At 69.5% G+C, this 26,680-nt stretch carries 24 protein-coding genes and 2 pseudogenes; 14 read left to right on the top strand and 12 right to left on the bottom strand.

Annotated elements, in window-relative coordinates; translation table 11 throughout:
- Window positions 1-608, bottom strand: a 608-nt coding sequence (locus tag KN815_RS09475; protein ID WP_216341310.1) for a protease inhibitor I9 family protein, incomplete at its 3' end; no start/stop codon positions are given.
- A gap of 384 nt (window positions 609-992) precedes the next feature.
- On the opposite strand from KN815_RS09475, the gene KN815_RS09470 reads away from it, so the two are divergent.
- The 3 genes from KN815_RS09470 to erm all read left to right on the top strand — a co-directional run bounded on the left by KN815_RS09470 (window position 993) and on the right by erm (window position 4,783).
- Complete coding sequence (locus KN815_RS09470) at window positions 993-3,272, top strand: MMPL family transporter (protein ID WP_216341309.1); 2,280 nt, start codon at window positions 993-995, stop codon at window positions 3,270-3,272.
- 206 nt (window positions 3,273-3,478) lie between these two features.
- A complete protein-coding gene (locus KN815_RS09465; RefSeq protein ID WP_216341308.1) occupies window positions 3,479-3,640 on the top strand; it encodes a hypothetical protein in 162 nt (53 codons plus the stop codon).
- Window positions 3,641-3,889: 249 nt separating this feature from the next.
- A complete protein-coding gene (gene erm / locus KN815_RS09460) occupies window positions 3,890-4,783 on the top strand; it encodes an ErmE/ErmH/ErmO/ErmR family 23S rRNA (adenine(2058)-N(6))-methyltransferase (RefSeq protein ID WP_216341307.1) in 894 nt (297 codons plus the stop codon).
- Here the strand turns inward: erm and KN815_RS09455 are convergent.
- Both KN815_RS09455 and KN815_RS09450 read right to left on the bottom strand, forming a co-directional pair.
- Window positions 4,687-5,766: a CDP-alcohol phosphatidyltransferase family protein gene (locus KN815_RS09455; RefSeq protein WP_216341306.1), complete on the bottom strand. Its 1,080-nt coding sequence runs from the start codon at window positions 5,764-5,766 to the stop codon at window positions 4,687-4,689. The two genes, erm and KN815_RS09455, sit on opposite strands and share 97 nt — an antisense overlap.
- A gap of 341 nt (window positions 5,767-6,107) precedes the next feature.
- Complete coding sequence (locus KN815_RS09450) at window positions 6,108-7,358, bottom strand: FAD-dependent monooxygenase (RefSeq protein WP_216341305.1); 1,251 nt, start codon at window positions 7,356-7,358, stop codon at window positions 6,108-6,110.
- A 78-nt stretch (window positions 7,359-7,436) separates the two neighbouring features.
- Between KN815_RS09450 and KN815_RS09445 the strand changes: the two genes are divergently transcribed.
- Entirely contained in the window at window positions 7,437-8,018 is a 582-nt protein-coding gene (locus KN815_RS09445; protein ID WP_301184562.1) for a TetR/AcrR family transcriptional regulator C-terminal domain-containing protein, read from the top strand.
- A 92-nt stretch (window positions 8,019-8,110) separates the two neighbouring features.
- Here the strand turns inward: KN815_RS09445 and KN815_RS09440 are convergent, their stop codons facing one another.
- From KN815_RS09440 to KN815_RS09430, 3 genes are read right to left on the bottom strand one after another with little or no spacing between them, the layout of a single operon-like run.
- Entirely contained in the window at window positions 8,111-9,415 is a 1,305-nt protein-coding gene (locus KN815_RS09440) for an ABC transporter substrate-binding protein (protein ID WP_216341303.1), read from the bottom strand.
- On the bottom strand, window positions 9,415-10,350 hold the full coding sequence (locus KN815_RS09435; RefSeq protein ID WP_372458304.1) for a carbohydrate ABC transporter permease: 936 nt from the start codon (window positions 10,348-10,350) through the stop codon (window positions 9,415-9,417). The genes KN815_RS09440 and KN815_RS09435 overlap by 1 nt, the downstream gene beginning before the upstream one ends.
- Complete coding sequence (locus KN815_RS09430; protein WP_216341302.1) at window positions 10,347-11,294, bottom strand: carbohydrate ABC transporter permease; 948 nt, start codon at window positions 11,292-11,294, stop codon at window positions 10,347-10,349. Before KN815_RS09430 ends, KN815_RS09435 begins: the two co-directional genes overlap by 4 nt.
- Before the next feature lie 307 nt (window positions 11,295-11,601).
- Here KN815_RS09430 and KN815_RS09425 point away from each other — a divergent pair, with 307 nt between their 5' ends.
- Window positions 11,602-12,537, top strand: a complete 936-nt coding sequence (locus tag KN815_RS09425) for a phosphotransferase (RefSeq protein ID WP_216341311.1) — start codon at window positions 11,602-11,604, stop codon at window positions 12,535-12,537.
- A 115-nt stretch (window positions 12,538-12,652) separates the two neighbouring features.
- Here the strand turns inward: KN815_RS09425 and KN815_RS09420 are convergent.
- A pseudogene (locus KN815_RS09420) lies at window positions 12,653-13,075 on the bottom strand (3'-5' exonuclease family protein); the annotation flags it as partial.
- Window positions 13,076-13,140: 65 nt separating this feature from the next.
- Between KN815_RS09420 and KN815_RS09415 the strand changes: the two are divergent.
- From KN815_RS09415 to KN815_RS09405, 3 genes are read left to right on the top strand one after another with little or no spacing between them, the layout of a single operon-like run.
- Window positions 13,141-13,356, top strand: coding sequence for a hypothetical protein (locus KN815_RS09415; RefSeq protein ID WP_216341301.1), 216 nt, complete (start codon window positions 13,141-13,143; stop codon window positions 13,354-13,356).
- Window positions 13,329-14,594 (top strand): tyrosine-type recombinase/integrase, encoded by a 1,266-nt coding sequence (locus KN815_RS09410; protein WP_216341300.1) that lies wholly within the window; start codon window positions 13,329-13,331, stop codon window positions 14,592-14,594. Before KN815_RS09415 ends, KN815_RS09410 begins: the two co-directional genes overlap by 28 nt.
- Window positions 14,595-14,629: 35 nt before the next feature.
- Window positions 14,630-16,402 carry a hypothetical protein gene (locus KN815_RS09405; RefSeq protein ID WP_216341299.1) on the top strand — a complete coding sequence of 591 codons (1,773 nt, stop codon included), beginning with the start codon at window positions 14,630-14,632 and terminating at the stop codon, window positions 16,400-16,402.
- A 188-nt stretch (window positions 16,403-16,590) separates the two neighbouring features.
- Here KN815_RS09405 and KN815_RS09400 read toward each other — a convergent pair whose 3' ends face one another.
- Entirely contained in the window at window positions 16,591-16,968 is a 378-nt protein-coding gene (locus KN815_RS09400; protein ID WP_216341298.1) for a hypothetical protein, read from the bottom strand.
- A gap of 94 nt (window positions 16,969-17,062) precedes the next feature.
- On the opposite strand from KN815_RS09400, the gene KN815_RS09395 reads away from it, so the two are divergent.
- The 4 genes from KN815_RS09395 to KN815_RS09380 all read left to right on the top strand — a co-directional run bounded on the left by KN815_RS09395 (window position 17,063) and on the right by KN815_RS09380 (window position 20,857).
- Entirely contained in the window at window positions 17,063-18,433 is a 1,371-nt protein-coding gene (locus KN815_RS09395; protein ID WP_216341297.1) for a hypothetical protein, read from the top strand.
- Window positions 18,420-18,827 carry a hypothetical protein gene (locus KN815_RS09390; RefSeq protein ID WP_216341296.1) on the top strand — a complete coding sequence of 136 codons (408 nt, stop codon included), beginning with the start codon at window positions 18,420-18,422 and terminating at the stop codon, window positions 18,825-18,827. Before KN815_RS09395 ends, KN815_RS09390 begins: the two co-directional genes overlap by 14 nt.
- Before the next feature lie 63 nt (window positions 18,828-18,890).
- Window positions 18,891-19,547 (top strand): winged helix-turn-helix domain-containing protein, encoded by a 657-nt coding sequence (locus tag KN815_RS09385; protein ID WP_216341295.1) that lies wholly within the window; start codon window positions 18,891-18,893, stop codon window positions 19,545-19,547.
- Entirely contained in the window at window positions 19,544-20,857 is a 1,314-nt protein-coding gene (locus tag KN815_RS09380) for an MFS transporter (protein WP_216341294.1), read from the top strand. Before KN815_RS09385 ends, KN815_RS09380 begins: the two co-directional genes overlap by 4 nt.
- Here KN815_RS09380 and KN815_RS09375 read toward each other — a convergent pair.
- Together KN815_RS09375 and KN815_RS09370 are read right to left on the bottom strand one after the other, a co-directional pair.
- Window positions 20,854-21,594 carry a 3'-5' exonuclease gene (locus KN815_RS09375; protein WP_216341293.1) on the bottom strand — a complete coding sequence of 247 codons (741 nt, stop codon included), beginning with the start codon at window positions 21,592-21,594 and terminating at the stop codon, window positions 20,854-20,856. The genes KN815_RS09380 and KN815_RS09375 overlap by 4 nt on opposite strands.
- A gap of 119 nt (window positions 21,595-21,713) precedes the next feature.
- A pseudogene (locus tag KN815_RS09370) lies at window positions 21,714-22,019 on the bottom strand (exonuclease domain-containing protein); the annotation flags it as partial.
- Window positions 22,020-22,200: 181 nt separating this feature from the next.
- Between KN815_RS09370 and KN815_RS09365 the strand changes: the two are divergent.
- Window positions 22,201-22,908, top strand: a complete 708-nt coding sequence (locus KN815_RS09365; protein ID WP_216341292.1) for a FadR/GntR family transcriptional regulator — start codon at window positions 22,201-22,203, stop codon at window positions 22,906-22,908.
- Window positions 22,905-23,762, top strand: coding sequence for an ABC transporter ATP-binding protein (locus tag KN815_RS09360; protein ID WP_216341291.1), 858 nt, complete (start codon window positions 22,905-22,907; stop codon window positions 23,760-23,762). The genes KN815_RS09365 and KN815_RS09360 overlap by 4 nt, the downstream gene beginning before the upstream one ends.
- A gap of 220 nt (window positions 23,763-23,982) precedes the next feature.
- On the opposite strand, the gene KN815_RS09355 is transcribed toward KN815_RS09360, so the two are convergent.
- Together KN815_RS09355 and KN815_RS09350 are read right to left on the bottom strand one after the other, a co-directional pair.
- Window positions 23,983-25,230 (bottom strand): DUF5919 domain-containing protein, encoded by a 1,248-nt coding sequence (locus KN815_RS09355; protein WP_253208855.1) that lies wholly within the window; start codon window positions 25,228-25,230, stop codon window positions 23,983-23,985.
- Between the two features lie 89 nt (window positions 25,231-25,319).
- A complete protein-coding gene (locus KN815_RS09350; RefSeq protein WP_216341289.1) occupies window positions 25,320-26,648 on the bottom strand; it encodes a copper amine oxidase in 1,329 nt (442 codons plus the stop codon).
- Window positions 26,649-26,680 lie beyond the last annotated feature (32 nt).

The following is a 26,680-nucleotide window of genomic DNA, read 5'->3' as shown; positions in this document are numbered from 1 at the left end:
TGGGTGCCGTGGCCGTTGCCGTCGTCGGCGCTGTCGTCGTTGTCGACCGCGTCGAAGCCGGACGTGGCCCGGCCGCCGAAGTCCTTGTGGCTGGTGCGGACACCGGTGTCGATGACGTAGGCGGTGACGCCCTCACCCGCGCTGTCCGGGTAGTTGTACGCCTTGTCGCCCTCGGTGTCCTCCTGGTCGATCCGGTCCAGGCCCCACGACGGCGGGTTCTCCTGGGTGCCCTTGATCGTGTAGCGGTGGTTCTGGACCACCTTGGCGACCGACGGGTCGGCGGCCAGCCGCTTGGCCTCGGTGTCGCTCAGCCCGCTGGCCGAGAAGCCGTTGATGGCGGAGTCGTAGGTGCGGCTCAGCTTGCCGCCGTACTGCTCGGCGAGGTCCTTGCCCTCGGCGGCGGCCTTGACGGTCTTTCCGCCCTTGAGCATGACGATGTAGCTGCCGTCCACCGCGCTCTTCGACTGGGTGCCGTAGACGGTGCCCTCGGCGGGCTTCGCGGTGGTGGCCCCGGCCGGAACGGCCACGAAGACACCGGCGGTGACGGCGGTCGCGGCGGCTACGGCGAGGCCGAGTCGACGCGCGTTGCGCTGCTTGTGAACTGCCATGACGAGGGTTCCTCCTCGTGCGGTTGTGGGGGGGTAATCCGCACCCGGATCGCGTCCGATCCCGTAAATGCGGCAGATCCGGAGTGTGTTGGGGCCACTCCGGTTCTGACAAAACCCTGACTGATGAGTACGGGTCAATTCAAGATCCCCACGGATGTGTGACATAGGCAACGTTCTGCACTTCGACCGCTTTCCGACCTCAAGGTCAACGCGCTTTAGGTGTAAGGGGCTTGGATCAGGGAGGGTAGGGCTGTCCCCCCTTCTTCGGATGGAGGGAACCACCGGAGGGTTCACCGGTCAGCAGGATGGGTCGGCCCGCCGCCCCGGCCTAGCGTCATCCATGAGTGGCGGGGACGTTCCGCCACCAGGGCATAAGGGGATGTCGTGGCGGACACAGGCCGCTTGGAGAGGCCGCGCGGGATAGCCGCTCGCGCGGGCAGTTGGAGCGCCCGTCACCGATGGGCGGCGGTCGGGGGCTGGGTGCTGCTGGTCATCCTCGCCCTGGCCGTCGGCTCGATGACCGGCCGGGTGGATGTGACGGACAGCGAGCAGGTTCCCGGCGAGTCCGGGCGCGTCTCGACGATTCTCGACGAGGCGGGCATTGACTCCGCGGCCGGGGAAACCGTCCTGATCCAGGCGAAGGGCGGCGGACTCACCGCGAACGACCCGGCCTTCCACAAGGCGGTCGACGCGGTCATCGGCGGCGTACGGGACACCGGCCAGGTGACCGCCCTCCGCTCCCCGTACGAGACGAAGACCATCTCCGCCGACCGGCGCTCCGCGCTGGTGCAGTTCGAGATGCGCGGCGACCCGGAGAAGGCGTCCGAGCACATCCAGCCGGTCCTGGACGCGGTGGACAAGGCCAAGGACCGCCACCAGGACCTGCGGATCGAGGAGTTCGGCGACGCCAGCGGCCAGAAGGCGTTCGACGACGCGTTCGGCGACGACTTCACCCAGGCCGAGTTCTCCGCGCTGCCGGTGGCCCTGGGGATTCTGCTGATCGTCTTCGGTGCGCTGGTGGCCGCCCTGCTGCCGGTCGTGCTCGCGATGACGGCGTTTCTGGCCACCACCGGTCTGGTGGCCGTGGTCAGCCACTGGGTGCATATGAGCGACACCGCCAACTCCGTGATGCTGCTGGTGGGGCTGGCCGTCGGCGTCGACTACTGCCTGTTCTACCTGCGCCGGGAGCGTGAGGAGCGCGCCGCCGGACGGGACGCGCAGAGCGCGCTGCGGATCGCGGCGGCCACCTCCGGCCGCGCCGTCCTGGTCTCCGGTGTCACGGTGATCGTGGCGATGGCGGGCATGCTCTTCACCGGGATCGCCGAGTTCAAGGCGATGGGGCTCGCCACCTTGATGGTGGTGGCGGTGGCGATGGTCGGCTCGGTGACGGTGCTGCCCGCGCTGCTCTCGCTGCTCGGTGAGCGGGTGGAGAAGGGCCGGATACCGTTCCTGGCCCGCGCCAAGCGGCGCGGCGGCGGCGAGAGCCGGGTCTGGCGCGCCGTCCTCGGCCCGGTGCTGCGCCGCCCCAAGCTGTCGCTGGCCCTCGCCAGTGGCGCGCTGATCGCGCTGGCCGTCCCCGCCTTGGGGATGAACACCGCGAACCTCACCCTGGACCAGGAGTTCGGCGACCGGCTGCCGGTCGTCACCGCGTACAACCACATCGACGAGGCGTTCCCGGGCGGATCCGACCCGGCCAAGGTCGTGGTGAAGGCGGACGACATCGACGCGGCTCCGGTACGCGACGCCCTGGCCCGGTTCCGTACCGAGGCCGTGGCGAAAGGCGCCTCCAAGGGCCCGGTCGAGGTGACCGTCCACCGGGAGCAGAACGTGGCCGTGGTGGAGGTCCCGCTGATCGGCGGCTCGGACGAGGGCAAGGCCGAGAAGAGCCTGAACGTACTGCGGGACGAGGTGCGCCCGGCGACGCTCGGCGCGGTGGACGGGCTGGACGCCCCCATCGGCGGTTCGACCGCCTCCTCCAAGGACTTCAACGACAAGCTCGGCTCGGCCGTCCCCCCGGTCTTCGCCTTCGTGGTGGTCTTCGCCTTCCTGCTGATGCTGATGTCCTTCCGGTCGCTCACCATCGCGGTGACCTCCATCGTGCTCAACCTGCTGTCGGTGGGCGCCGCGTACGGCATCCTCACCGCGGTCTTCCAGCACGGCTGGGGCGCGGGGCTGGTGGGCGCGGAGGGCGTGGGCGCGATCGTCTCGTGGCTGCCGCTGTTCCTCTTCGTGATCCTGTTCGGGCTGAGCATGGACTACCACGTCTTCGTGGTCTCCCGGATCCGCGAGGCGCGCCTGGCCGGGCGCAACACCAAGGACGCGGTGGTGCACGGTGTCGTGACCACGGCGGGCGTGGTCACCAGCGCCGCCGTCATCATGGTCGCGGTGTTCTCCATCTTCGGCACGCTGTCGATGCAGTCCATGAAGCAGATGGGCGTGGGCCTCGCGGCCGCGGTCCTCATCGACGCCACCGTCATCCGGGGAGTGCTCCTCCCGGCCGCGATGCTGCTGCTGGGCGAGCGCAACTGGTACCTGCCGAAGTGGCTGCGGTGGCTCCCGGACCTCGCCCACGACGAGCCCGCCCCGGCCCAGCGGCCCACCGTCCTGGTAGGTGCCCACGCGAGGGCGGGCGCGGACGACCGGCCCCGGCACGCCAGGGTCTGACCGCTCCAGGCGCTCGCGCAACCGCACAACCGCGCAACCGCGCAACCGGTCACATGGTCCTCGGACCGTGTGGCCGGTTCGGCGTCTTGAGGAGTCGGGAGCGGAAAAGGCGTTGCGGCTGGGCGTACCCGGTCCTTACGGTGCGGGGATACGGCGGAGATCCGCATACGCGACGTTCGCGTACGCGCGCACGGGGGGAGCGACCGATGGGCGGAAGTCCCGGCATCGGCGTGTTCACCCGCGTCAACACCCGCGGCTGTGCCCGGGTGGCGTGTGCGCGCTTCTCGCCTTTGCTCACCCGCCGCCCGCGGCGCGGCCCCGGTGCCCTGGCCGGCCCGGACGCGCCCGGTGTCTCCATGAGTCTGTGAGCGGCCCGATCCGCTGACTCGCCCGGTTTCCGATCGTCTCTCGCGGTGAGCCGATTCCTCCCCGTGAGCCGATTCCTCGCGGTGAGCCGACTCCTCGCAGTGAGCCGACTCCTCGCGGTGAGCCGATCCCTTACCCCCACGCGCCCCCGGCCAGGGCCCCCGCCAGTCCAGGAATCACTCGTTCCGGGACGGGCGGCAGGGCCCGTTCCGCGCTGCTGCCGCCCGCCCGGCTCCGAAAGGACCGTGGCCGTGGCCCGCAATCGACACCAACCCCCTGTCCCCCGCCGCACCGAACGCGACCGCGCGAGGCGCGCGTACGGGCAGAACTTCCTCATCGACCCGGGCGCCGTCGCCCGCGTCGTACGCGCCGCCCGCCCCGGGCCCGGCGATCTCCTGGTGGAGGTCGGCGCGGGCAAGGGGGTGCTCACCGAGGCACTGGCACCGCGCTGCCGTGAGCTGATCAGCTATGAGATCGACCGGCATCTGATCCCGGGGCTGCGGGAGCGGCTCGCCCGGTATCCGCGGGTCCGGGTGGTGCATCAGGACTTCCTGACCGCCGCGCCGCCGAGTGAGCCGTTCGCCCTGGTCGGCAATGTGCCCTACGCCCGTACCGCCGAGATCGTGGCCTGGGCGCTGCGGGCGATGCCCCGTCTGACTTCCGCGACGCTGCTCACACAGGCGGAGTACGCCCGCAAGCGCACCGGGGACTACGGCCGCTGGTCCCTGCTGACCGTACGGTCCTGGCCGGAGGTCGAGTGGCGGCTGTGCGGGCGGGTGGCGCGCGCCGCCTTCCGGCCGGTGCCCGCGGTCGACGGCGGGATCCTGCGGCTGACCCGGCGGCCATGCCCGCTGCTCACCGACCCGGCGGCCCGGTCCGCCTACACGGAACTGGTCGAACTGGGCTTCACCGGGCTCGGTGGCTCGCTCCACGCGTCACTGCGCCGGTTCTGCCCCGCCCGCGCACTCGACCGGGCGTTCCGGGCGGCCGGGTTGGAGCGGGACGTGGTGGTGGCATACGTGGCGCCGGAGCAGTGGCTGGTCCTCGCTCAGGAGTTGACCGAGGTGGTGGCCGGAACGCGATCGGGCGTCTCGAAGGAGTCGATGGTGCGGGTGAAGTCCCGGGTGGACAACAGCAACTTGTAGATGATGGCCAGCTCGAAGACGAGCAGCAGCGCACCCGATACGACGGTCGTCGCCACCACCGCGTCGATGGCCGGGCCGATGATGAACACGCCCATCTGGAACTCGATGCCGCTGATGAGATGAGCGCGGATGCGGTGGCGCAGCAGGAAGTTCCGGCACCGGACCCACCACGGGAAGCGGCGCCGGAACTCCTGGTGCAGATCGACGACGGCGGGGCGGCCGCGCTGGGCCACCGTCGCCTCCAGGGGCGCCGTCGCCTCCAAGGGTGCCGTCGCCTCCGGGGGTGCCGTGTCAGCCACCGCGGTCTCCAAGGGAGCCGTGTCAGCCGCCGTGGTCTCCAGGGGCGCCACCGGCTCCAACGGAGCCACCGTGTCGCGGTCCGTCTCCAGATCGGCCTCGGGGTTCTCCCGCAGCAGGTCCTCCATGAAGGCCAGCTCGGCCTGGTTCTCGGCCTTGCGGGCCGCCCGCATCCGGGCCTTGATCTGCTTGCGCATCCCATGCCGGATCTTGAAGATCTCCAGCGAGTCGATGTAGCGCAGCGAGTCCAGGGACGCGACGGCCAGCGCCAGCCACAGATACAGGACGTCGTCGGTGCGCGCGTACTGGCCGCCCATCAGGGCGACCGAGCAGACCAGCACCCGGATCCGGTCGAAGACGAAGTCCAGCCAGGCCCCGAAGACCGAGCCGGTGCCGGTCAGCCGGGCCAGCTTGCCGTCCATGCAGTCGAAGATGAAGCTCACGTGGTAGAGCACGGCCCCGAGAAGCAGCCATCTCCAGTCGCCCTGAGCGAAGCACGCGGCGGAGCCGAGGCCCACCAGGAACGCACCCCAGGTGAGCTGGTTGGGGGTGGCCCGGGTGTGCCTGGCGATCCAGCGGACCAGCGGTGTGGCCACCGGGTCCACGAGCATGACGGTCCACCACGCGTCTCGCTTCTTCTCGGTGATCCGGCGGACCTCGGCGAGCGGCGGTATGTCTCGGGGCATGAGCAATCTCTCTGGCGTTCGAAAGGAGTTCACCTGAAGGTAAGACGCCGTTAAGAGAAGAGACAAGATCGGGCAAGGGCAACCTTTGCCGAGGGGTAACGGTCTGCTGGGGGGACCGGGTCCATGGCACGGCCAGGTGCGCCGGACGGCGAGACGTGCCGGCCGGGCTGAGCCTGGACATGACCGTGGGCATCCGCCGACGCCGAGCAGGCCCGCGCCGGCCTGCGCCGGGCGCCGGGCGCTGGAGGCCGTTCACCCGACATCTGAAGTGAGGCCGGGCCGTCAGGCCGGCAGCAGGCGGTGGGCGGTGTCGGCCTGCCGGTTCCCGCCGCCCTGGTCCTTCAGACGGCGTTGATCCGAGCCGGGTTCTCGGGGAGCCGCCAGTTGCCGCCGCGGTCCCCCTTCGAAAAGCGCGCGGCGAGGTCGGGGAGGCGGAGGAAGCAGGCCAGTGCGGTGGTGGCCTGGAAGGCATCGATCGCACGCTGGGTCATCGGCATGCCCAGGCGAAGAAGGCGCGGATTCACTTCGCCCTGGATCTCGTTGACGAAGGGCCGCAGCACGCTGTTGTAGTTCGCCAGTGCGGTCGGCAGGTCGCCCGGGTGCCGGTTGATTTCACCGGCCAGGACGTAGGCGCCGACCAGGCCGCCGGAGATGCCCATACCGCTGTAGGGGGAGGCGCAGTGCGCGGCGTCGCCGGCCAGGACCACACGGCCCCTGGACCAGGTGTCGGTGCGCACCTGGACGACCTCCTGGGAGTAGAAGAACGGGCTCGTCTTCATGCCCTCGATGAAGCGTTCGGTCTGCCACCCGGCGTCGCGGAACCTGCCGGCCCAGAACTCCTGCCGGCGCTCGACGGGCGCGCGGTGGATTGCCGAGGCTTCCTCGGACTCCTCCCGCATCACGAAGTACGCCTGGGTCTCGGTCGGGTTGTGGCTGCGACGCATGATCTGGCGGCCACCCGGGACCATGCAGGTGTCCCGGATGTTGCTGTCGGAGGCGATGCGCGGGACGAACCAGTAGGCCATGTGGACACCGACACGCCAGTACGGGTCGAAACCCTCGGGGAGGATCGCCCGCCGGATGCGTGATCCCTGCCCGTCCGCGCCGACCAGGAGGTCGAATTCGGCGGAGGACCCGTCGGAGAAGTGCGCGACGACCCTGTGTGCGTCCTGCTCGAAGCCGTCCACGCTCTTGCCGAAGACGTATTCGGTGTCGTCCTTCGTCGCGTCGTTCAGGATGCGCACCAGGTCACCGCGCATGATCTCGTACTCGGAGGTGAGGGACTGGCGGCCCCGCCCGGAGGTATTGGCCATGATCGTCGCCCTGGCCTTGCCGCGGCCGTCGATGAACGCGACGCCGGCCTCGTCCACGAGCTTGCCGCGGACGGCGTCGAGAAGCCCCATCCGCTCGACGGCCTCGATGCCCTGCCCCCGGAGGTCGACCTGGGCCCCGGTGGCCCGCAGCGCCGGGAAGCGCTCGACGACGGTCACCTGGTGGCCGCCCCGGACGAGCCAGAAGGCCAGAGCCTGACCCGCGACCCCGCCACCGGCGACGAGGACCCGCAGGGAGCGCGCTTCCGAACTTGCTGTCATGCCCACGCCCTAAAATCTATCGGTGAATGATTCTTTTCCAGCGTCATCTATCAGCGATAGATTGTCAACGTGACCAAGATGAACCGTGAGACCGTCATCGCCGAGGCGCTCGGACTGCTCGACGAGGTCGGCCTGGACGCCGTCAGTACGAGGCGGCTGGCGAAGCGACTGGGCGTCGAGCAGCCGTCGCTCTACTGGTATTTCCGCACCAAGAGGGAGCTGCTCGCGGCCATGGCGGAGGCGGCGATGGCGCCCCATGCGACGGCACCGCTGCCGACGCCCGACGACGATTGGCGCGCCTGGTTCCTGGACAACACCCGCAGCTTCAGACGGACCCTGCTGATGCGCCGGGACGGCGCACGGCTCCACGCCGGCAGCACCCCCACCGGCGACCTCGATCGGATCCGCCGCAAGATGGGCTTCCTCGTCGCTTCCGGCGTGCCCGAGAGGGACGCGCAAATGGCGATGCTGGCCGCCAGTCGCTTCACAGTCGGCAGCGTCCTGGAAGAACAGGCGGACACCGGCCCCGGCGGCAGCACGGATCTACCGGCCGATATGCCGCCGATCGATCACGATTCGGCGTTCGAGGCGGGCCTGACCCTCATCCTGGACGGCTTGGCACACCGAGCCGGGGTGCAGGGCACGCCTGTCGGCGAATGATCGCTTGACGACGGACAGGGCCCATTCCTCCGCGCGGAAGGGGCCCCATGGCCAACCTGCCGGCCCTCGCGTCCTACCGCCGGCGGCGGCTCCTATCGCTGGTAGCGGGCGAGCACCAGATTGCCGTCCTCGACCAGCCGCTTCCGTAGCTCCGCCATCCCGATCGCCCCGCTGTAGTACTCCTGGAGCGCCGGGGTGGCCACCTTGTCCTTCCACTCCGGATAGCCGCGCACGGACTGGGCGGGCGCCGGGCGCAGCCGTCCGGCCAGGGCGGCGCCGGTGGCCCAGCCGTGCCGGCGGGTGTGCAGGGCGGGGTCGCGCAGCGCGGTCAGGCCCGTGGGGAGCATCCAGTCGCCACGGGCGAGCCGCACCATATGCGGTGGGCGCAGGAAGAAGTCGATGAAGCGGGCCGCCTCCCGCTGGTACGGGCTGTCGGCGGCGATGGACAGCGTCTGGGGGCTGACCCCCTGCCGCTGGTCGCCGCCGGGCCCGGCCGGGGACGGCAGTACGGTCCAGGCGAAGCCCTTGGGCGCCTGCTGCACGATCTGCTGACGGTAGGAGAAGCCGAGGGGCACCATCGCGTACTTCCCGCCGAAGAAGCCGGGGAGGGTGTCGGAGCCACCCATGCCGAGGGTGGTCCGCGCAGCGCTGCGGTCGCCGCCCAACTGGTCGTGGATGACGCGCGGCACCCGCTGGTCGGCGGCGTCGAACCGGACGGTGACCTTGCCGTCCGCGCCCCGGTGGAAGACCTTGCCGCCGGTGGAGAGGGAGAGGTTGAGGGTCGCGGAGACGGGCTCCTTGAGCGGCCAGGCCACGCCGTACGTCCCGTCGCCGGTCAGCTCCCCTGCGGCGGCCTCGAACTCGGCCCAGCTCCAGGGCCGTTCGGGGGTGGGGATCCGCACCCGGGACCGCTCCAGCAGGGCGCGGTTGGCGATGAGCACGCGCGGCTCCTGGAGGAACGGCACACCGTGGATGCCGCCGGCGAAGGTGGCGGTCTGCCAGGTCCGGGGCGGGATCTCGTCCTTGAGCCGCTGGGGCAGCAGGTCGGTGAGATCGGCGAGATAGCCGCCGTAGGCGAAGTCGGCGAGGTCGTCGGTGGCGTCGTGGATGATGTCGGGCGCCTCGCCGCCCTCGAAGGAGGTGAGCAGTTGGTCGTGGACGCTGTCCCAACTGCCCTGGACGTAGTCGACCCGGATGTCGGGATGGGCCGCGTTCCATTCGGCCACGAGCTGCTTGTTGGCCTCGATGGATTCCTGCTGCCAGGCAAGGGACTGGAAGCGGAGGGTGATCCGGCCGTCCGCCGCCCGCCGCCGTCCGGGCACGCAGGCGGAGAGCAGGGGCCCGGCGGCGGACAGCGTTCCGGCGGCGGACGCGGCCAGCAGCGTTCGGCGGCGCATCAGTGCTTCACCGCCCCGGCCAGGGTGCCGCTGGTGATCCGGCGCTGGATGACCGCGAACAGCACGAGCGAGGGCAGCGTCGCCAGCAGTGAGGCGGCGGCGAGCGGGCCGAGGTCGGCGACGCCCTCGGTGCCGATGAAGTGGGTGAGGATGACCGGCATCGTCTGTTTCTGCGGGGACTTGAGCAGGACGAGCGCGAAGAAGAACTCGTTCCAGGCGGTGATGAAGGCGAAGAGGGCGGTGGCCACGATGCCGGGGGCCAGCAGCGGCATGGTGACCGAGATCAGCGTCCGCGCCCTGCTCGCGCCGTCCACGGCCGCGGCCTCCTCCAGCTCACGCGGTACGGCCCGGGCGTACCCGGCCAGCATCCACAGGGCGAACGGCAGGGACCACACCACGTACACCATGATCAGCCCGGAGAGGGAGTCGATCAGGCGGACCTCCTTGAGCACCAGGAACAGCGGGATGATCACCAGGACGAAGGGGAACGCCTGGCTGACCACGATCCAGCCGGTGGCCGCCCGGGACAGCGGGGAGCGGTGGTGCCGGGCCATCACATAGGCCATCGGGGTGGCGATGACGACGGTGATGGCCGCGGCGGCGAGGGAGGCGATCAGGCTGTTCCCGGCGGACCGCAGCAGCGGCTGCTCGTCGAACGCCTGGCGGAAGTTGTCGAGGGTGGGGTGGTCGGGGATCCAGCCGGGGTGGAGGCTCGCCAGCTCACGCGGCGGTTTGAAGGCGGTGGAGACCAGCCACAGCAGGGGGAAGGCGAGGAAGACCAGATAGCCGAGGAGGGCGAGGTACTGGCCGGTGCGGGCCGCGCGGCGCCGGGCGGTGGGGCGGCGGCGCACGGGGCTGGGGTGGAGACTCCTGGCGGTGGGGCGGCGGCGCACCGCGCCGGGGCGGAGACTCCTGGCGGTGGGGCGGGGGCTCATGCGTCGTCGTCTCCCTTCAGCCGGGCGACGAGATGGACGGCCAGCAGGATGGAGACCACCGCCACCAGCACACAGCCCATCGCCGCCGCATAGCCGAACTGGCCGTAGCGGAAAGCTTCTTCATAGGCGAAGAGCATCGGCAGCCGGGTGCGGCCGCCGGGCCCGCCGCCCGTCAGGACGTAGACCAGGGCGAAGGAGTTGACGTTCCAGATGAAGCTGAGGGCGCTGATGGCGAGGGCGATGGGCCTGATGGCGGGCCAGGTGACGGTGCGGAAACGGCGCCAGGCACCGGCGCCGTCCATGGCCGCGGCCTCGTGCAGTTCGCGCGGCACGTTGGAGAGACCGGCCAGCAGGGTGACCGTGACCTGCGGAAGCCGTGCCCAGATGCCGACCACGACGACGGCGGGCAGGGCGGTGGACAGGCTGCCGAGCCAGTCGCGGTGGATGCCGAGGGTCTCGTTGAGCAGCCCCGCGTCGGGGTGGTAGACCAGCCGCCACATGATGCCGACCACGACCTCCGGCATCGCCCAGGGAACGATCGCGAGCGCCCGCGACAGCCAGCGGAACCGTAAGTTCTGATTGAGCAGCAGGGCGAGACCGAGCGCGAGCAGGAACTGCGGTACGGAGACGGCGACCGCCCACACCAGGCCGATCCGGAAGGACTCCCAGAAGAGGGTGTCGCGCAGCAGGTCCTGGAAGTTGAGCAGCCCGATCCACTGGGTGGGGTCGGTGCGGCCCGCCTGGGAGTCGGTGAAGGCGAGCACGATGCCGTAGAGCAGCGGGCCGACGCTGAGCAGCAGGATCGGGATCAGCGCGGGCAGCACCAGGAACCACGCCCGGTGGCCGCTCGCCGCGCGGCCCGGGCCCTTGACGCGGGCGGCGCCGGACCGGGGCGAGGCCGAGCCCTGGTCCGAGCGCGCCGAGGCGGCGGTCACGGGTATCACGGCAGGGCCTCCTTCGGACGCGGTGGGAGGGCGGTCCGGTGGGAGAGCCCACGTCATCGTGCGGAGGGCGGGCGGTGCAGTCAAGCGGTTCACCTGCGGCAGCCGATGCGAGACTTGAGCGGGGGGACTGTGGGACGACCGGGACGGCCGGGACGACTGGGACGCCCAGGACGACTGGGACGACTGGGATGGCCGGGACCGCTGGGACGCCCGGAACGACCGGGCCGACCGGGATGCCCGGGCCCGCCCGGGACGTGGGCGGGCGGGACGACGAGGAGTGAGGGGTGTGGCGATGGCGGATGTCGCCTTGACGGAGGAACGGGCGCGGGCGGTGCTCTCGGCCGCGCTGCCGCCCTACCGGGCCGGTACGGCGCAGGCCCGGCTGCTCGCCCTCGGCGAGAACGCCGTCTTCGCCGTCGACAGCCTCTCCCTGGTGGTCCGGATCAGCCGCGATCTGGAGGTGTGGGACCGGGCCGTCCGGGAGCTGCGAATCGCCGACTGGCTCGCCCGGGAGGGTCTGCCCGCGGTACGTCCCGACCGGCGCTTCGGCCCCGAGCAGCCACTTCCGTTCGCGGGCCACCTCGTCACGTACTGGCAGCGGCTTCCCGATCCCGTACGCCCCGCCGGGCCGCGCGACCTCGCGGAGCTGCTGCGCATGGTGCACGCGCTGCCCGACCCGCCCGCGGGTCCACCCGCCGGTCCATCCGCCGATCCGCCCGCCGGTCCGGCACCGCTCCCGCTGCCGCGCCGCGATCTGCTGGGCGGGATCGAGCGCTGGCTGCGGCTGGCCGGGGACGCGATCGACCCGGCGGACGCGGCGTATCTGCGCGCCCGCCGGGACGACTTCGCGACCGCCGTCGAGGAACTGACCCCACGGCTCACCCCTGGCCCGATCCACGGCGACGCGCTGCCGCGCAATGTGCAGATCGGCCCGGACGGCCCGGTGCTGGTGGACCTGGAGACCTTCTCGCACGATCTGCGCGAGCACGATCTGGTGGTGATGGCGCTGTCCCGGGACCGCTATGGGCTCGGGGCGGAGGCGTACGACGCGTTCGCGGCGGAGTACGGCTGGGACGTCCGCGAGTGGCCCGGCTGCGAGGTGCTGCGCGGCGCGCGGGAGACCGCGAGCTGCGCCTGGGTCGCCCAGCACGCCCCGGCCAACCCGGCGGCACACGCCGAATTCATCCGCCGAATCGCCTCCCTACGGGAGGATGACCCGACGGTGCGCTGGCACACGTTCTGAACGAACGGCTCCGGCTCAGGAGCAACGCCGCGCCGCGGCACGCTGCTACGGGTGTCCGGCGGGCCTTTCCCCTCCCCGCCGGGCAGGCGCCGCCACCCCGCTACCCCCATCACCGCTACCCCATCACCGCGCCGGCCTCCCGCAGGGGCCAGCCGCCGTCCACGACCGCGTCGGGAGTGCCCTTGCGGCGCAGCCAGGACTGGAAGTCGGCCGCCCAGCCCGCGTACCACCCCACCTGCTTGCGGTGGAGATCCCACAGCTCGAGCCCGGCGACCTCGCGGTGGCGCTCGGCCAGCGCGCGGGCGACCCGCACCGCCGCCAGCGCGTCCGCACCGGCGTCATGGGCGCGGTCGTGCACCACCCCGTACTCCCCGCAGACGGCCTCCAGCGTGCGCTTGCCCTTGCGATAGCGGTCGACGGCGCGGTCTATCGTGTACGGATCCACCACCGGGCCCGTCTCCGCGCCCTCCAGCCGCTCGCTCAGCGGGCGCAGCCCGTGCCGCCCCAACTCGGCGGCGAGCAGGCTGAGATCGAACGCCTTATCCACGCACGACCGTGTCTCACGGTCTCCCTCGTCGTTGATCGGCCAGGGGGTGCGATCAGATGGAGATCTTCTTCACCGACCCGGGAGCGTTGGAAGCGGCCGGAGTCACCAATGCACAGAGAGCACTGGAAAAGCACGGGCTGCATGCCGGTGCGCCGTTCGTCCTCAGTGATGACGGCAGCTACGACGTACACCTGAACCGCTTCCTGTGGTCCTTGCCCACCCTCGGGGTGAGGTCGGTGAACTCGTGGCGGGCGTACGCTTCGATCTGCTGACGTGGGGGCGGTTCCTCCACGAACATCGCGGCAAGACCGTCTGGCAAGCCGACCGTGACGACGTGACGGCCTTCCACCGGGCCCGGCGGGTCTCTCCCGACCCGACACAGGTTCTCTCAGCCTCGACCTGGAACCGGGGCGTCGCCGCCTTGGACAAGTTCTACACATGGGCCGTGGACGAGGCCCTGATCGAGCGGACGCCGTTCAAGTACTACGAGAGCTCACGGCGCACCGGCTCCGGACAGCAGGTGCGAGTCCGCAACAACCGTGCAGCAGAGAAGGCCGCCAAGCGCGGAAACGTGAAGTTCCTGTCTGTCGCCCGTTACGCGGCCTTCCGCGATGTCGGATTGCGCGGACAACTGCCGACCACTGCCGCCGATTTGTCCTTCCATGGCCGTAACTCGGAGCGGAACGTCGTCATGGCGGAGCTACTGGTCACCACAGGCTTGCGTATCGAGGAGGCCGCATCGCTCTGCTGGCCGGAACTCCCCACTCTGGACAGCCAGAGGGGTATGAAGAGTGTGCCGTTCGACCTGGCGCCGCCGACCGCCAAACGTGACAAGGGACGCAGGGTCCTGCTGCCGAACCGTGTCCTCTGTGCGGTGGCCGACTACGTAGAGATCGAGCGTTCCCTGATGCTCGACCGCTGGCGCGCCCGAGGCTGCCCACTGCCGGCCGGTGCGGTGCTCGGAAGTCAAGCCGACCGGCGGGGCGTGCGGATGCCCTCGAAGGACGGCCGGCTCCGAAAAGTTCCCTGGTCACGTGTGCCGCCAGCGGTCCGCTCCCGGCTCTACCTTGTTGACGAGCAGGGCCATCCCGTCGGGCCGGCGTGCGTATGGCTGGGCCAGGAAGCTCGGCCTGTGTCCCTGTCGGCCTGGGAGTCCGTCTTCGTGCGGGCCTCGGAGAGATGCCGTACGTACGACATCGACGTCGCCGCCACACCCCATGTGCTCAGGCACACCTTCGCCGTGCATCTACTGTCTGCGCTGATCCATGAACAGATCGGCTCGGTTGAGAGGCATGAGGTGGCCGACGGCGTGTACCGCCGGATCATTGGCGACCCGCTCGATCACTTGCGCCGCCTGCTGGGGCACTCCTCGATCACCACGACGTACATCTACCTCGACTGCACCGACCAGGCTCAGGCATTGATCGATGGTGCGGTGGACGCCTGGACGTCCGAGGTCGCGGACACGGCGACTCAGGTGTCACAGGCACAGGGAGCGAGCGCATGGTAACCCGGGGACGACGTCGGGCTCGGTTGAACGCCCCCGTGCTCCAGACCGTTGACCAGACTCCAACCACGCTCGGACTCCTGAAGATCGAGGTCACGTTCCCGGACGACCGGATGGCTGTCGTGGACTGGACCCACGAGCCGCAGCAGCGGTTGCTGCGCGCACTGGGTGCCGAGCTGGCGGTGTCATGCACCGTAGGCCAGGGGACTGGATCCCCACATACTCTCCGGAATCGCGCACGCTCTTGCGTGGAATGGGCACGCTGGCTGGACTCCACGGAAGGCGTGGAACTGCGAGTGAATGCCCTCCTCCCGCGTCACCTCGACGGGTTCGAGAGCCACCTTCGAGAGAGGCATCCGGAGTCTTCCAGGACGCCGTACTCACGTATCGCCGACATCGTTTGGATCTTGCGCCGCCTCAGCGACAAGGAATCCGGGTTGTCTGCAGCCATGCTCCGGCGGCTCTCCCATACCTCTGCCGGTCCGGTGGGCTCGTACACACCTCGTGACGCCTATTCACCGCACATCGTCGAGCAGTTGCGCACTGCTGCACGTTCCGATGTCGACGATGCAGTTCGACGCCTGACGCTTGACGGGCCGGCACTCCTGGCGCAGGGGCAGGATCCACGGATGGCGGGTTGGAACTCCGACGCCAATGTGCTGTGGGAGATCTACCGGAGCCAAGGAACCTTCACCCGGCAGCAGCTGGCCCAACTGGTCGGCACGGCGCTGGCTGATGCGCACACTCCCGGCCGTCTCGCACCGTTGGTGTATCCGACCAGCCGCGACCTGTTCGCCCTGCTCCTCCTGTTCTGCCTCGAAAGCGGCATGGAGGTGGAAGCGGCCAGAGAGTTGGCCTCCGACCGCTTGAAGAATCCCAACCGGGGCTACGTACAGGTCGAATACCTCAAGCGGCGTCGGCACGGCCAGGAGTGGAACACGATGCGGGTGCGGGACGGCTCGCCCAACTCGCCCGGCGGGCTATTGCGCTTGGCCCTGCGGATCACTGCCCCTGTCAGAGAGGCAACGGGCTCGTCGGCGCTGTGGCAGTTCCGGACGAAGGACGGGATTCTGTCCGCCGGCTTCAGCGCTGGATCTGCGTCGAGCGTGGCGCGGAGCTTCGTGTCGACACACCGGCTCACTGACGGGGGGAAACCCGTCGACTTGCGCCTTTCCCGGCTTCGCAAGACGTACAAGGCAGCTGTCTACAAGGTAACCGGCGGGAGGATGTCGGCGTTCGTGCTGGGGCATTCACCGGACATCGCCGCAGCGCACTACGCAGACGTCCCCTCATTGCGCAATCTGCACGAACAGGCCGTGGCAGACGGCCTGCAGGACGCACTCGATGACGCCCAGACTCCCGTGGTGCTGACGCCAGATGAGGAAGAGAGGCTTACGCAAAATCCTGCGGACGCATGGGAGTCACTCGGCGTTTCCGCCGAGGAGCTGCCGCCACTTCTGTCCGGCGAATCCGACCTGTGGTTGTCGTCCTGTCGCAGCTTCTTCGACTCGCCTTTCGGCATCAAGGGCAAGGCATGTCCCGTCTCCTTCTTCTCTTGTCTGGGGTGCAGCAACGCCGTGATCACCCGAAGGAAGCTCCCAGCCATCCTGGCCTTCCTCAACCACATTGAGGCTGAACGGGCCAAGACGCCCGCAGCGGAGTGGGCAGCGCGCTTTGGCAAGGTTCACCATCAGATTCTGCAACTGATCGTCCCGCGGTTCAGCAAGGGCGACGTGCTCAGCGCCAAGGCAATCGCCGAGTCTTCCGAGCCTCTGCTGTTCCTGCCCCACAACCTACTGGGAGGCCACTGATGCCCGCCCAGCCACTACCACTTGGCCATGACGCCAAGCGCCCTGCCGACACGGCACCGGTTCTGTCCGGACGTCCTCTCGCCGCCGATCCATCCCTCATGCCGCAATTCGGGGACTGTTTCTGGGATCTCGCGGTCGCCGGGCACGCGGGGAACCGCTACGCCAGCGAGTTCTTCATCGACTTCGAGTCACTCGGTGATGCCACCCGGCGCGAGGCCGCGCGCGAGTTTCTCTTCTGGAGACTCAACACACACCCGGTTCGTGGTGCGCTTCCTTCCATCTCGACAGTGGCGGCGGAGTGGTGGAATCTCCGATGTTTCTTCCGGTTTCTCGACACCGAACACGCTGGGATTCGCCTGGACACCGTGACACAGCCGGTTCTCGATTCCTATCTGCTTCACTGCCACGGCGAAGAACTGATGCCGAGCAGTCTGCGCCATCGCCTCCAGGTCATCCCACGCCTCCACCTCGCGGCAGAGGGCATGCCATCGGACGCGTTGGAGATCAATCCGTGGAACGGCCGCCCCCTCTCCCGCATCATCGGCGGCCCGGCGGTGAGCAGACACGAAAACCAGACTCCCCGGATCCCGCCCAGGGTCATCGCCCCGCTGGTACAGGCCGCCCTGTTCTACGTACGTACCGCAGCACCGGACATCATCAGTGCGCGCCGAATTGACGGAACTACAGGCCTCTGTCAGCGAGATCCACGGGCTGTCTCTCGCACGGCTGAACCGCTATCTCGACAGTCTTGCGGCAGGCGGGCGCGGGGTCCCGGTTCTGGACGGCACCGGTCTCCAACCGCACCTGGCCGGTTCACCCGCCTACACGTACATCATGCGCAAGTCGGGGGCGGGGCGGGATATAGCCGGCGGCTCCTACGATGACCACATCGTCAGGGCACTGGAGCGGCTCGGACCTGAGCCTGGCGGCATGGACACACCCATCACTCCGCATCCGCAGACCGGGCGCCCCTGGCGGGACAGGTTCAGTCCTCCCGCAGTCCCCCATGAGGAACGGCTCCTGCGAGCCGCCTGCTACATCCTCATCGCCTATCTGTCCGGAATGCGCGACTCCGAGGTCAAGGAACTCCGAGACGGCTGTCACTTCACCGAACGGAGTACGGACGGCGTCGTCGTCAGGCACAAAGTGCGATCGCAACTCGTCAAGGGCGGGCGAGGGGCGCCGGAGAGCTGGGTGGTCATCGAGCCCGTCGCGCAGGCCATCGAAGTCCTGGAATGCCTGCCCCACCGTGACCTGCTGTTCTGCCGACCGGTCGCTGGTCGCCCGTACTCAACGATCTCCGCCAACCGGATGAATGAGAACCTCAACGCGTTCCGGGCACACTGCGCGGACATCGGCTTTCCAGTACCCGATGTCGACGGAGAGCCGTGGAATCTCACAACGCGCCAGTTCCGCAGAACCGTGGCATGGCACATCGCTCACCGTCCGTACGGAACCGTCGCGGGGATGGTTCAGTACAAGCACCTCTCCGTAGCTATGTTCGAGGGCTACGCAGGGACTTCGCCCTCCGGTTTCCGTGCGGAAGTCGCCGCCGAAGAGGCCCTGGCCCGCTTGGCCGACATCGTGGAACGCTACGACGACTACAAGGCCGGGGTGCGCTCGACCGCTCCAGGGGGTGCATGGACCGACAACGAGTTTGCCCGCGTACAGGAGGAATTGCAGGACTTTCCCGGCAGAGTGGTCGATGAGCGGCGCCTCCACGCCATGCTCAAGACCTCGGCGCACACTCTGCACGTCGGGACTCTGAACGACTGCTACTACCAACCCGAAACCGCCCTGTGCCGAACCGCAGGCACTGAGGACCGGCCCTTGCTCAACAATTGCCGTCCCGAGCGTTGTGCGAACTCGACCATCACGACCCGTCATCGCCCAGCGTGGGAAGCGGCACGCAGCGACACCGAGCGTGCGTTGACCTTCGTCGGGCTCTCCGATCTCCAGCGCACGGCTCTGCGAGGGCACACGAGCGACATCATCAGAGTGATCGAGGGAATCGACCGTGCCCACAGCTGAACCCATCGAAGCAGCCCTCAAGGCAGCGTCCGAGCGTCTGCTCCGCGGAGAGCCCACCCGTAGTGACGGTTCCCTCACCGTCGCCTCACTCGCCGTTGAAGCCGACGTCAGCAGAGCCAGCGCCTACCGCTACCCCCGTGTTCTGGCGGAGTTCCGAAACCTCGTAGCCGAACGAGAAGACGCAGCCGCACCCTCAGCGTCCCTCCGGCAGGAGGTCCAGTCTCTGAAAGCAGCCGAGCGTGGGCTTCGCCAGGAGCACGCGCGCGAGGTGCGGGAGCTCCGGTCCTCCATCAACGTCCTCGCACAGCAGGTTCAGTTCCTCACGCTCGAGAACCAGCGCCTCTCTCAAGCCTCAAGCCACCATGACCGGGTTACCCGCATCGACCGACGTTGAGCCAGCTCAGAACCATCTACAGCACATGTTGTAAAGGAATCTTTCTAAAGATACCTTTACAACATGTCGAACAGTCAGAAGGACGAGCCACCAAGGGCCCCTGCTCGCACGACCCAGCTCACCGACCCTCACGCTCTGCGCGCCTACGCCCATCCCACCCGCATGCGCCTCGTCGGCCTGCTCCGTACCGAAGGCCCCTTCACCGCGACCCGCGCGGCCGAACTCACTGGCGAATCCGTCGCCAGTTGCTCGTACCACCTGCGGATGCTCGCAAAGTACGGGCTGGTCGAGGTCGCGCCGGGTGGCCAGGGCCGCGAGAAACCCTGGCGGGCCACTGCACGCTTCACTCAGTGGCCCAACTACTCCGAGGACCCTGCCGTCGCAGAGGCCAGCAGGGCACTGGAAACTGCGGTCGCCGAACGCTACTTCGAGCTGATCACCCGCGCCATCGAAGAGCGCCACGATCTACCGCGCGAGTGGCAGGAAGCCGAGCACATCGGCGACCAAGTGCTCTACCTGACGGCGGAGGAGCTCGCCGACCTCGGCGAAAAACTCGACCGTCTACTGCGCCCCTACGAGGACCGGCAGGGCGACCCGGCCGCCCGCCCCCAGGGCGTACGGCTCGTCCAGATCGTCCGGGCCGCCTTTCCCTTGCCGCAACGGCCCGCAGGCAACGAGGAGACTTCCATCGCTCCGGACAGCACGGGCGGCCCGCGATGACGGCCTCGGGCCGCTTATCCGCGAAGGTCCCCGACCTCCTGCGCAAGCGCTCCTTCCGCCGTTACTGGACTGGCCAGAGCATCTCCCTGGTCGGCGACCAGATATCCCAGATCGCCCTCCCTCTCGTCGCCGTCCTCGCCCTCCACGCCGACGCCGCCCAGATGGGCTGGCTCGCCACGGCCCAGCTCATGCCCGCCCTGCTGCTCTCGCTTCCCGCGGGCGCCTGGGCCGACAGCAGAGCGCACCGCCGCCGCGTCATGATCGCCACGGACCTGGCGCGGGCCATGCTCATCGCGTCGGTTCCCATCGCGTACGCCCTGGACGCACTCACCTTCACGCAGCTCTACGCGGTCGCCTTGGGGATCGGCGCGCTGACCGTCCTCTTCGATGTCTGCAACACCATCCTGTTCGTCTCGCTCATCCCCGCCGAGCGCTATATCGAGGGCAACTCCCTCGTCAACGGAAGCCGGGCCATGTCCTTCGTCGCGGGTCCTAGCGCCGGCGGTCTCCTCGTCCAGTTGCTCTCCGCACCGCTCGCGCTACTCGCTGACGCGGTGACCTATCTGGCCTCCGCCTGCTGCCTGGCCCGTATAACCCCCGTCGAACCGTCGGCCGTGCCACCCGCGAAAGGGCACTTCACCGCAGGCCTGCGGTGGATTTTCCGCTCGCGCGTCATGCGCGCCACGTTCGCCGGATCCGCCACGGTTCAGTTCTTCAATTTCATTTTTCACACGCTCTTCGTGCTCTACGCCACCACCGAACTCGGCCTGAGCGCAGGCGTGCTGGGGTCGGTCCTCGGAGTCGGCGCGATCGGCGGACTGGTCGGTGCCGCCCTCACTGGCCGTCTCGTGCGCCGCGTCGGCGTCGGGCCCGCCGTCGTCATCGGCTTCGCGGCCTTCCCAGTCCCGCTGCTGCTCGTACCCCTCGCGGACGGGCCGGACCCGCTCGTCCTCAGCCTCCTCTTCCTCGCCGAATTTGGTTCGTGCGTGGGCGCGATGATCGTCGACATCTCGCTGGGCTCACTTCAAACGGCCCTCATTCCCCACGCCCTGCGCGCCCGCGTCAACGGGGCCTACCGCGCCCTCACCCACGGCGTGCGCCCGCTGGGCGCGCTCGCGGGAGGAGCACTCGGCACGGCTATCGGGCTACGCCCGACACTGTGGATCGCAACGGCCGGGGCCGTGATGTGCCTGGTCTGGGTGCTGCCTTCGCAGGTCCCACGTATCCGCGAATTGCCCGACTCTCCGCCGGAGCCAGCACCCGGCGCACCGTCGGCATCGGCGTCCGCATCCTCGCCCTCGTCCGGCTAGCCTCGCGTCAGAGGACCAAGTTCCTCGCGACTGAAAGGGATCACCGGCCATGCCGACTCCACGTAGGCGGTCGCATCCGACGTACGACGCAGATACCTCTGGAGAGAGGCAGCCTGCTCGGCCGCCGCACGGACTTGAAGATCATGGAGATCCGCGAGAGGCAGCGATCCTATGGACGAGTACTTCTCACCCAGTCTGCGTGCCGTCCGAGCGGCAGCCGCTGCGTCCGCTGCCGCGTTATGCGCATCATCCAGCGGCACCCCGTAGTGGGCACAGAGTGCCTGAAGATTGCGCCGCCCCTTCCGATACTGGTCTGCGTGCTTGTCCAGCACCAAGGGATCGATGACCGGAGACGGCGTCGCTTCCAGCCGCTCTGTGAGCGGAGTGACGTTGTGCCGTCGGCATTCACGGTCCAGAAGGGAGAGGTCGTACCGCGCGTTCATGACTACCAACGCCGTCCCAGAGCGGAGAACTTCGGTAATGGCCTGCGTGATCTCTGTGATTACGGAAGCAGTCGGGGCTCCATGCCTGCGGGCATGCTCAGTCGTGATGCCGTGAATCGCTATGGCTTGCGCAGGGATCAGAATTCCCGGGTCGACCAGCCACGTCCGCTCCTCCGCTGGGTTCCCGTCCGGATCCAGCCTGACGAGTGCTCCGGTGACGATGCGGTCGGTCTCAATGTCGGTGCCCGTGGTCTCCAGATCGAAGGCCACCATCGAATCGCTGGTCCAGCTCATCACAGCACTCCGGTGGGGCAGCTGGGCGCCAGCGCGCGGTCGACCGGTTCAAGGCACAGCAGATCCCTGGCACGCCCTGCGAGACGAGACACTTGAGACGCGTGTGGAGTGCGTGGATAAAACGCCGCGTTGTACGCCACCACCGGCGCACCCGCGCGCCAGTGGGCCACCAGCACCTCGGCGACCTCCTCGACCACCTCACGCGCGGACCGGCCCTCCGCCGCCGCCCGCTCATTGGTGATCCCGTGCACCGCCACGGCGCCGTCGGGGATGGGCACTTGGGGGTCGGCCAGCCACTCGCGCCGCCCTATCGGCTCCCCGTCCCTCACCTCGACCACCGCCGCCGTCACAATCCGTGCCGTCCGCGGATCGGTGCCCGTCGTCTCCAGATCGAATCCGATCAGCAGCCCCCGATGCCAGCCCATGACCGCCCCTCCCTTTGTCGTACTTCCCCCAGGTGTGCACCACCTTCCCACGCACCACTGACAACGACCGGTGAGCCACGGCAAGGCAAGTCCTCAGACGAAGGCAAGTCCTCAGACGTCTGAGGACTCTGTGTTAGAGTCCCGCCGTCCTCGGAAGATCGTTCAGGAAGGCGCGTGCGCGGTGGCGGAGACGGCACGGTTGCGGCACGGGCCCGTGGTGCCACGGGTCGAGAGCGCCCTGCGCACGATGCTCGCGGAGGGCCGCTGGCGGCCCGGTGAGCGGCTGCCCAACGAGGTGGCGCTCGCCGCCGAACTGGGCGTGGGCCGCTCCTCGGTCCGGGAGGCCGTGCGGCTGCTGGCCCATGACGGGCTGGTGGAGGTGCGCCACGGCTCGGGCACCTACGCGGCCGAGCCCCTGGCCCCCGCCGCGGACGGCGATATGCGGCGGCTGCTGCGCCGGGCCCGGCTGCGGGAGGTGTACGAGGTGCGCCGAGCCCTCGAAGTAGAGGCCGCCCGGCTGGCCGCCGGGCGGCTGCGCCCCGAGGACATCGGGCGGCTGCGGGACCGTCTCGCGCTGCGCGAGGAGCGGACCGGAGGCGATCCGGGCGCCTTCGTGGACGCCGATCTGGCCTTCCACCGGGCCGTGGTGGAGCTGTCCGGGAACGCCGTGCTGCTCGGCCTGTTCACCTCCGTCCTGCCGGTGCTGCGCGCCGCGCTGGTGGAAATGGTCATCTGTGAGACGGCACTGCCCGATGTGTCGTGCGCCCACGCCGAGCTGCTGGACGGGCTGGCGCGCGGGGACGCCGACGCCGCGATCGCGGCCACGGTCTCCCATCTCGAGGCCGTCATGGAACTCTTCGACAGCGAAAAGGAGGTGGCGGCGCCGTGACCGCCCCGGCCGTCCCCGTACTCAGGCTCAGCGATGTGGATGTGGTGCGCGACGGCACCCCGCTGCTGCGCTCGGTCTCGCTCACCGTCCACCAGGGGGAGCACTGGGCGCTGCTCGGCTCCAATGGCGCGGGCAAATCCACCCTGCTCAGCCTCGCGGGCGCACTGGTGCACCCGACGCACGGCACGGTGGAGGTCCTCGGCCGCACGCTGGGGCGGGTGGATCTGCGGGAGCTGCGGTCGTTCGTGGGCCATGTCGATCCCCGGCATCCGCTGCGCTCCCCGCTGCGGGTGCGGGACGTGGTGCTCACCGGGCTGACCAACACCGTGGAGCCGGTCCCCCGCCGCCACACCACCCCCGAGCAGCGGGAGCGGGCCGACCGGCTGCTGACCACCCTCGGCATGGGCGGGAAGCTGGACGCGCGCTGGCCGACCCTGTCGCAGGGCCAGCGCGGCCGGGTGCTGATCGCCCGGGCGCTGATGCCCCTCCCCCGGCTGCTGCTGCTCGACGAACCGGCCACCGGTCTGGACCTGGCCGCCCGTGAGCAGTTGCTGGAGAGCCTGGACACCCTGCGCCGGGAACACCCCGGACTGGCCACCGTTCTGGTGACCCACCATCTGGAGGAGCTGCCCGCCAGCACCACCCACGCGATGCTGCTGCGCACCGGGGAGTGCCTGGCGTCGGGCGCGGTGGACGAGGTGGTGACCACCGACCACATCACCAAGTGCTTCGACCACCCGGTGCACATCAGCCGCACCGACGGCCGCTGGGCCGCCCGTGCCCTGCGGGCGCGGTACCAGGACAACGGCTCGTATCAGGGCACCGGCTCCTCAGGGGTGTCCGACGGATCGTGACGCCTGCGGCGGGCTGTTCCCCTCCCCGCCCCTTCCCACAACTGGGGCTCCGCCCCAGACCCCGCTCCTCAAACTCCCCCAGCTACCGCTGGGAGGTGCCCCCTGGAGGGGCTGGAAGGCGGGGCTCCGCCCCCGCCCGGGGTCCAGGGGCGAAGCCCCGGCCACGCGGCGGAGCCGATCCGCCGGGCGCCCCGAGGGGCAGGGCACCGGTTCGTCCCGGTCAGGACACCGGCCGGGAGTCCGCCCAGACGCTTTCGAACTCCTCGCGGTAGGTGCCGAAGAGCCCGCCCTCGCCTTCCTGACCCCCGCCCTCGCGGACGACGTCGCTGCCCCGCCCGCCGCCGCGCAGCACCAGGACCGGGGCCTCCATGCCCCGGGCCTTGCGCAGATACGGCTGGACGACCGCGAGGCCGTCCGCGCCGTCGCCGTTGACCAGGTAGGCGGTGAAGCGGGGGGTCTCGTCGAAGACCTGGATCTCGAACGCGTCCGGGTCCCGCAGCCGGGCGCGCACCCGCCGCATATGGAGGATGTTCATCTCCACCGAGCGGCTCATCTCGCCCTTCTTCAGGCCGAGTTCGCGCTCCCGCCGCCGTACCGCGCTGCTCGCCGGGTTGAGGAAGAGCAGCCGGGCCCGGCAGCCGGATTCGGCCAGCCGGACCAGCCGGCGGCCCGAGTAGTTCTGGACCAGGAGGTTGAGCCCGATGCCGACGGCGTCGAGGCGGCGGGCGTTGCCGAAGAGGTCCTCGGCGGGAAGCTGGCGCTGTAGCCGTACCCGGTCGGGATGGACGCCCACGACATCGGCGTAGCGGTCGCCGACGAGGTCCTCGACGGCGTCGATGGGCAGCCGGTCGGCGGAGGGGGAGCCGGTGCCGCTGCCGAGGATCTCCAGCAGCCGGGCGGAGGCGCGCTCGGCCTGGGCGAGGACGGTCACGGACAGGGCGCGGTTGCGGGAGACCACATTGCGGGCGACCTCCAGCTCGTCCAGGGCCAGCTCGACCTCGCGGCGGTCGTCGAGGTACGGCTCGAAGCAGGGCCAGTGCTGGACGAGGAGTTCCCGCAACTGCGGGAGGGTCAGAAAGCTGACGACATTGTCGTCGGCGGGGTCGAGCAGATAGCCCTTGCGCCGGCTCACCTCCCGGACCGCGACCGCCCGCTGCACCCACTCCTGCCCGGCGGGGCCGGCGGCGGCGATGACCCAGTCCTCGCCGTGGACCGGTGCGTAGATGGGCCGCAGTACGGCGTTGACGACCGCGCGCAGCCGCTGTTCCACGAGGTTGAGCCAGATATAGGCCCGCCCGGCCCGGCGTGCGCGTGTGCGCACCTCGCTCCAGGCGTCGGCGCCCCAGTCCAGTTCCGCTCCGATCTCCATCGGCCGCACCAGGGACACCGCGCCGGGAGGTGCGTCGGTGGAGCCGTCACCCCCGGGACCTCCGTCACCGGGGGGCAGCTCCAGCCCGCCCGAGCTCACCTGTGCACCGCCTTCCGCCCCCATCCAACGATCACCGCAGACTACTGCGCTGGCGGGGGCGGTGCGACACTCAGGTCCTGCCTATCGGGTCAACGTCCCTCTTCTGTATGGCCGTTGTGTCCGGACAGTGCAGGAGGCGTGAGGGGATTCATAGCGGTGACGTCGCGCGGGGAGAGCTGGAAGCCCTGCCAGTGCAGCGGCATGGGCTCCTGGTCCTCATCCCGGGCGATGTGATGGAACCCGATGTTGACCCATGCGATCGGGTGTTTGAGGGTCTGGCCATTGACCCACTTGTCGACGCTCTTGCCCGCCCCGGCGCCGCAATTGCGCAGATTGTTGCTGGCGAACTGCTCACACTTCTTGTACTCGGTGAAGTAGACGTCGTGTTTGGTGTAACTACGGCCCTGGTACTTGGTGGTGTGGCCGGGGACGATCTCATAGCTCCGCGGATGGCCGTCCTTGTTCTTGCCCACCGAGCTGACCACGCGCCACCACCGGGCCGCCGCCGCGTCGCCCGCCAGCTCCTTGGTGACCTTGGTGCGGGTGGTCTTGGTCTTCGGGATCCGCCCCGAGGTCGCGGTGGTCTTCGAGTCGTACTGCTCGATCTTGTTCTTGGACGAGCCGTCGAGCCCGAAGTTCAGCCGCCAGAAGACATTGTGGGCATGGCTGGTGGCGTAGTCCTTGGCGCCCTTGCCGATGGGCCAGCCGCGGCCGTCGCCCGCGTCGTAGTCCATCGGGGAGAGCGTGCCGGTGGCGCCGACCTGCATGGTCATGGTGCCGTCACCGGCGAACCGCCACTCGGTGATGTACTCGTACCAGCCGACCTGGTTGACGGTGTAGACCAGCAGGTCCTTGCCCTGGAGCTGGTAGACCTTGTTGTCCTCGCCGCTGAAGCCCCCCGTGCCCATGCGGTAGGCGTGGCCGCGGGCCCGGGTGGTGGCGCACAGGCCCTTCACATTCGGGTGCTCGGGGTCCCAGGCGCCGGGCACCCGCACGGTCTTGATGGTGCCGCCGGGGCATTCGGCCGGGTCGAGCTGCTGGAGCCCCTGCGCGAAGCCCTGCCCGGTGAGGTCGTCGTACTCATTGCTGCCGTCGTCGTACGGCACATGGATCTGGCCCAGCTTGGCCGAGGTCAGCACCTTGATCGGGGCGCTTTCACCCTTGGGCTGGTACGAGACCTTGTCGAGCACCAGCCCGGCGTTGCTCTCGTAGTGCCAGCACATCCGCCAGGTGGTGCCGCCGTCCAGCTTCTGCTCGATTCTGTACGGGGCGCTGCAATCCGCCGCGGCCGGGCTCTGCGGGGCCGCCTGGGCGGTGCCGACCGGCCCGGCGGCGACCGCCACGGTGCCGAGCAGCGCCGAGGCGCCGATGGCCGCCGCGACCCGGGCACGGGCGCGGCGGAGCCTGCTTTCAGGCATGGGGAGACTCCTGTGATGAAGGTGAGGCGTAG

The organism is Streptomyces niphimycinicus (assembly GCF_018883605.1).
GTDB lineage: Bacteria > Actinomycetota > Actinomycetes > Streptomycetales > Streptomycetaceae > Streptomyces > Streptomyces niphimycinicus.
This window is presented reverse-complemented; position numbering and strand designations above follow the sequence as displayed.

What these genes read in the sequence shown, in the direction of transcription:
- KN815_RS09415 (WP_216341301.1), top strand. Translation starts at nt 13,141, where the DNA reads ATGGAGATCTTCTTCACCGACCCGGGAGCGTTGGAAGCGGCCGGAGTC.
- KN815_RS09465 (WP_216341308.1), top strand. Translation starts at nt 3,479, where the DNA reads ATGGGCGGAAGTCCCGGCATCGGCGTGTTCACCCGCGTCAACACCCGC.
- KN815_RS09440 (WP_216341303.1), bottom strand. Translation starts at nt 9,415, where the DNA reads ATGCGCCGCCGAACGCTGCTGGCCGCGTCCGCCGCCGGAACGCTGTCC.
- KN815_RS09445 (WP_301184562.1), top strand. Translation starts at nt 7,437, where the DNA reads ATGAACCGTGAGACCGTCATCGCCGAGGCGCTCGGACTGCTCGACGAG.
- KN815_RS09380 (WP_216341294.1), top strand. Translation starts at nt 19,544, where the DNA reads ATGACGGCCTCGGGCCGCTTATCCGCGAAGGTCCCCGACCTCCTGCGC.
- KN815_RS09350 (WP_216341289.1), bottom strand. Translation starts at nt 26,648, where the DNA reads ATGCCTGAAAGCAGGCTCCGCCGCGCCCGTGCCCGGGTCGCGGCGGCC.
- KN815_RS09435 (WP_372458304.1), bottom strand. Translation starts at nt 10,350, where the DNA reads ATGAGCCCCCGCCCCACCGCCAGGAGTCTCCGCCCCGGCGCGGTGCGC.
- KN815_RS09375 (WP_216341293.1), bottom strand. Translation starts at nt 21,594, where the DNA reads ATGAGCTGGACCAGCGATTCGATGGTGGCCTTCGATCTGGAGACCACG.
- KN815_RS09455 (WP_216341306.1), bottom strand. Translation starts at nt 5,766, where the DNA reads ATGCCCCGAGACATACCGCCGCTCGCCGAGGTCCGCCGGATCACCGAG.
- KN815_RS09450 (WP_216341305.1), bottom strand. Translation starts at nt 7,358, where the DNA reads ATGACAGCAAGTTCGGAAGCGCGCTCCCTGCGGGTCCTCGTCGCCGGT.
- KN815_RS09385 (WP_216341295.1), top strand. Translation starts at nt 18,891, where the DNA reads ATGTCGAACAGTCAGAAGGACGAGCCACCAAGGGCCCCTGCTCGCACG.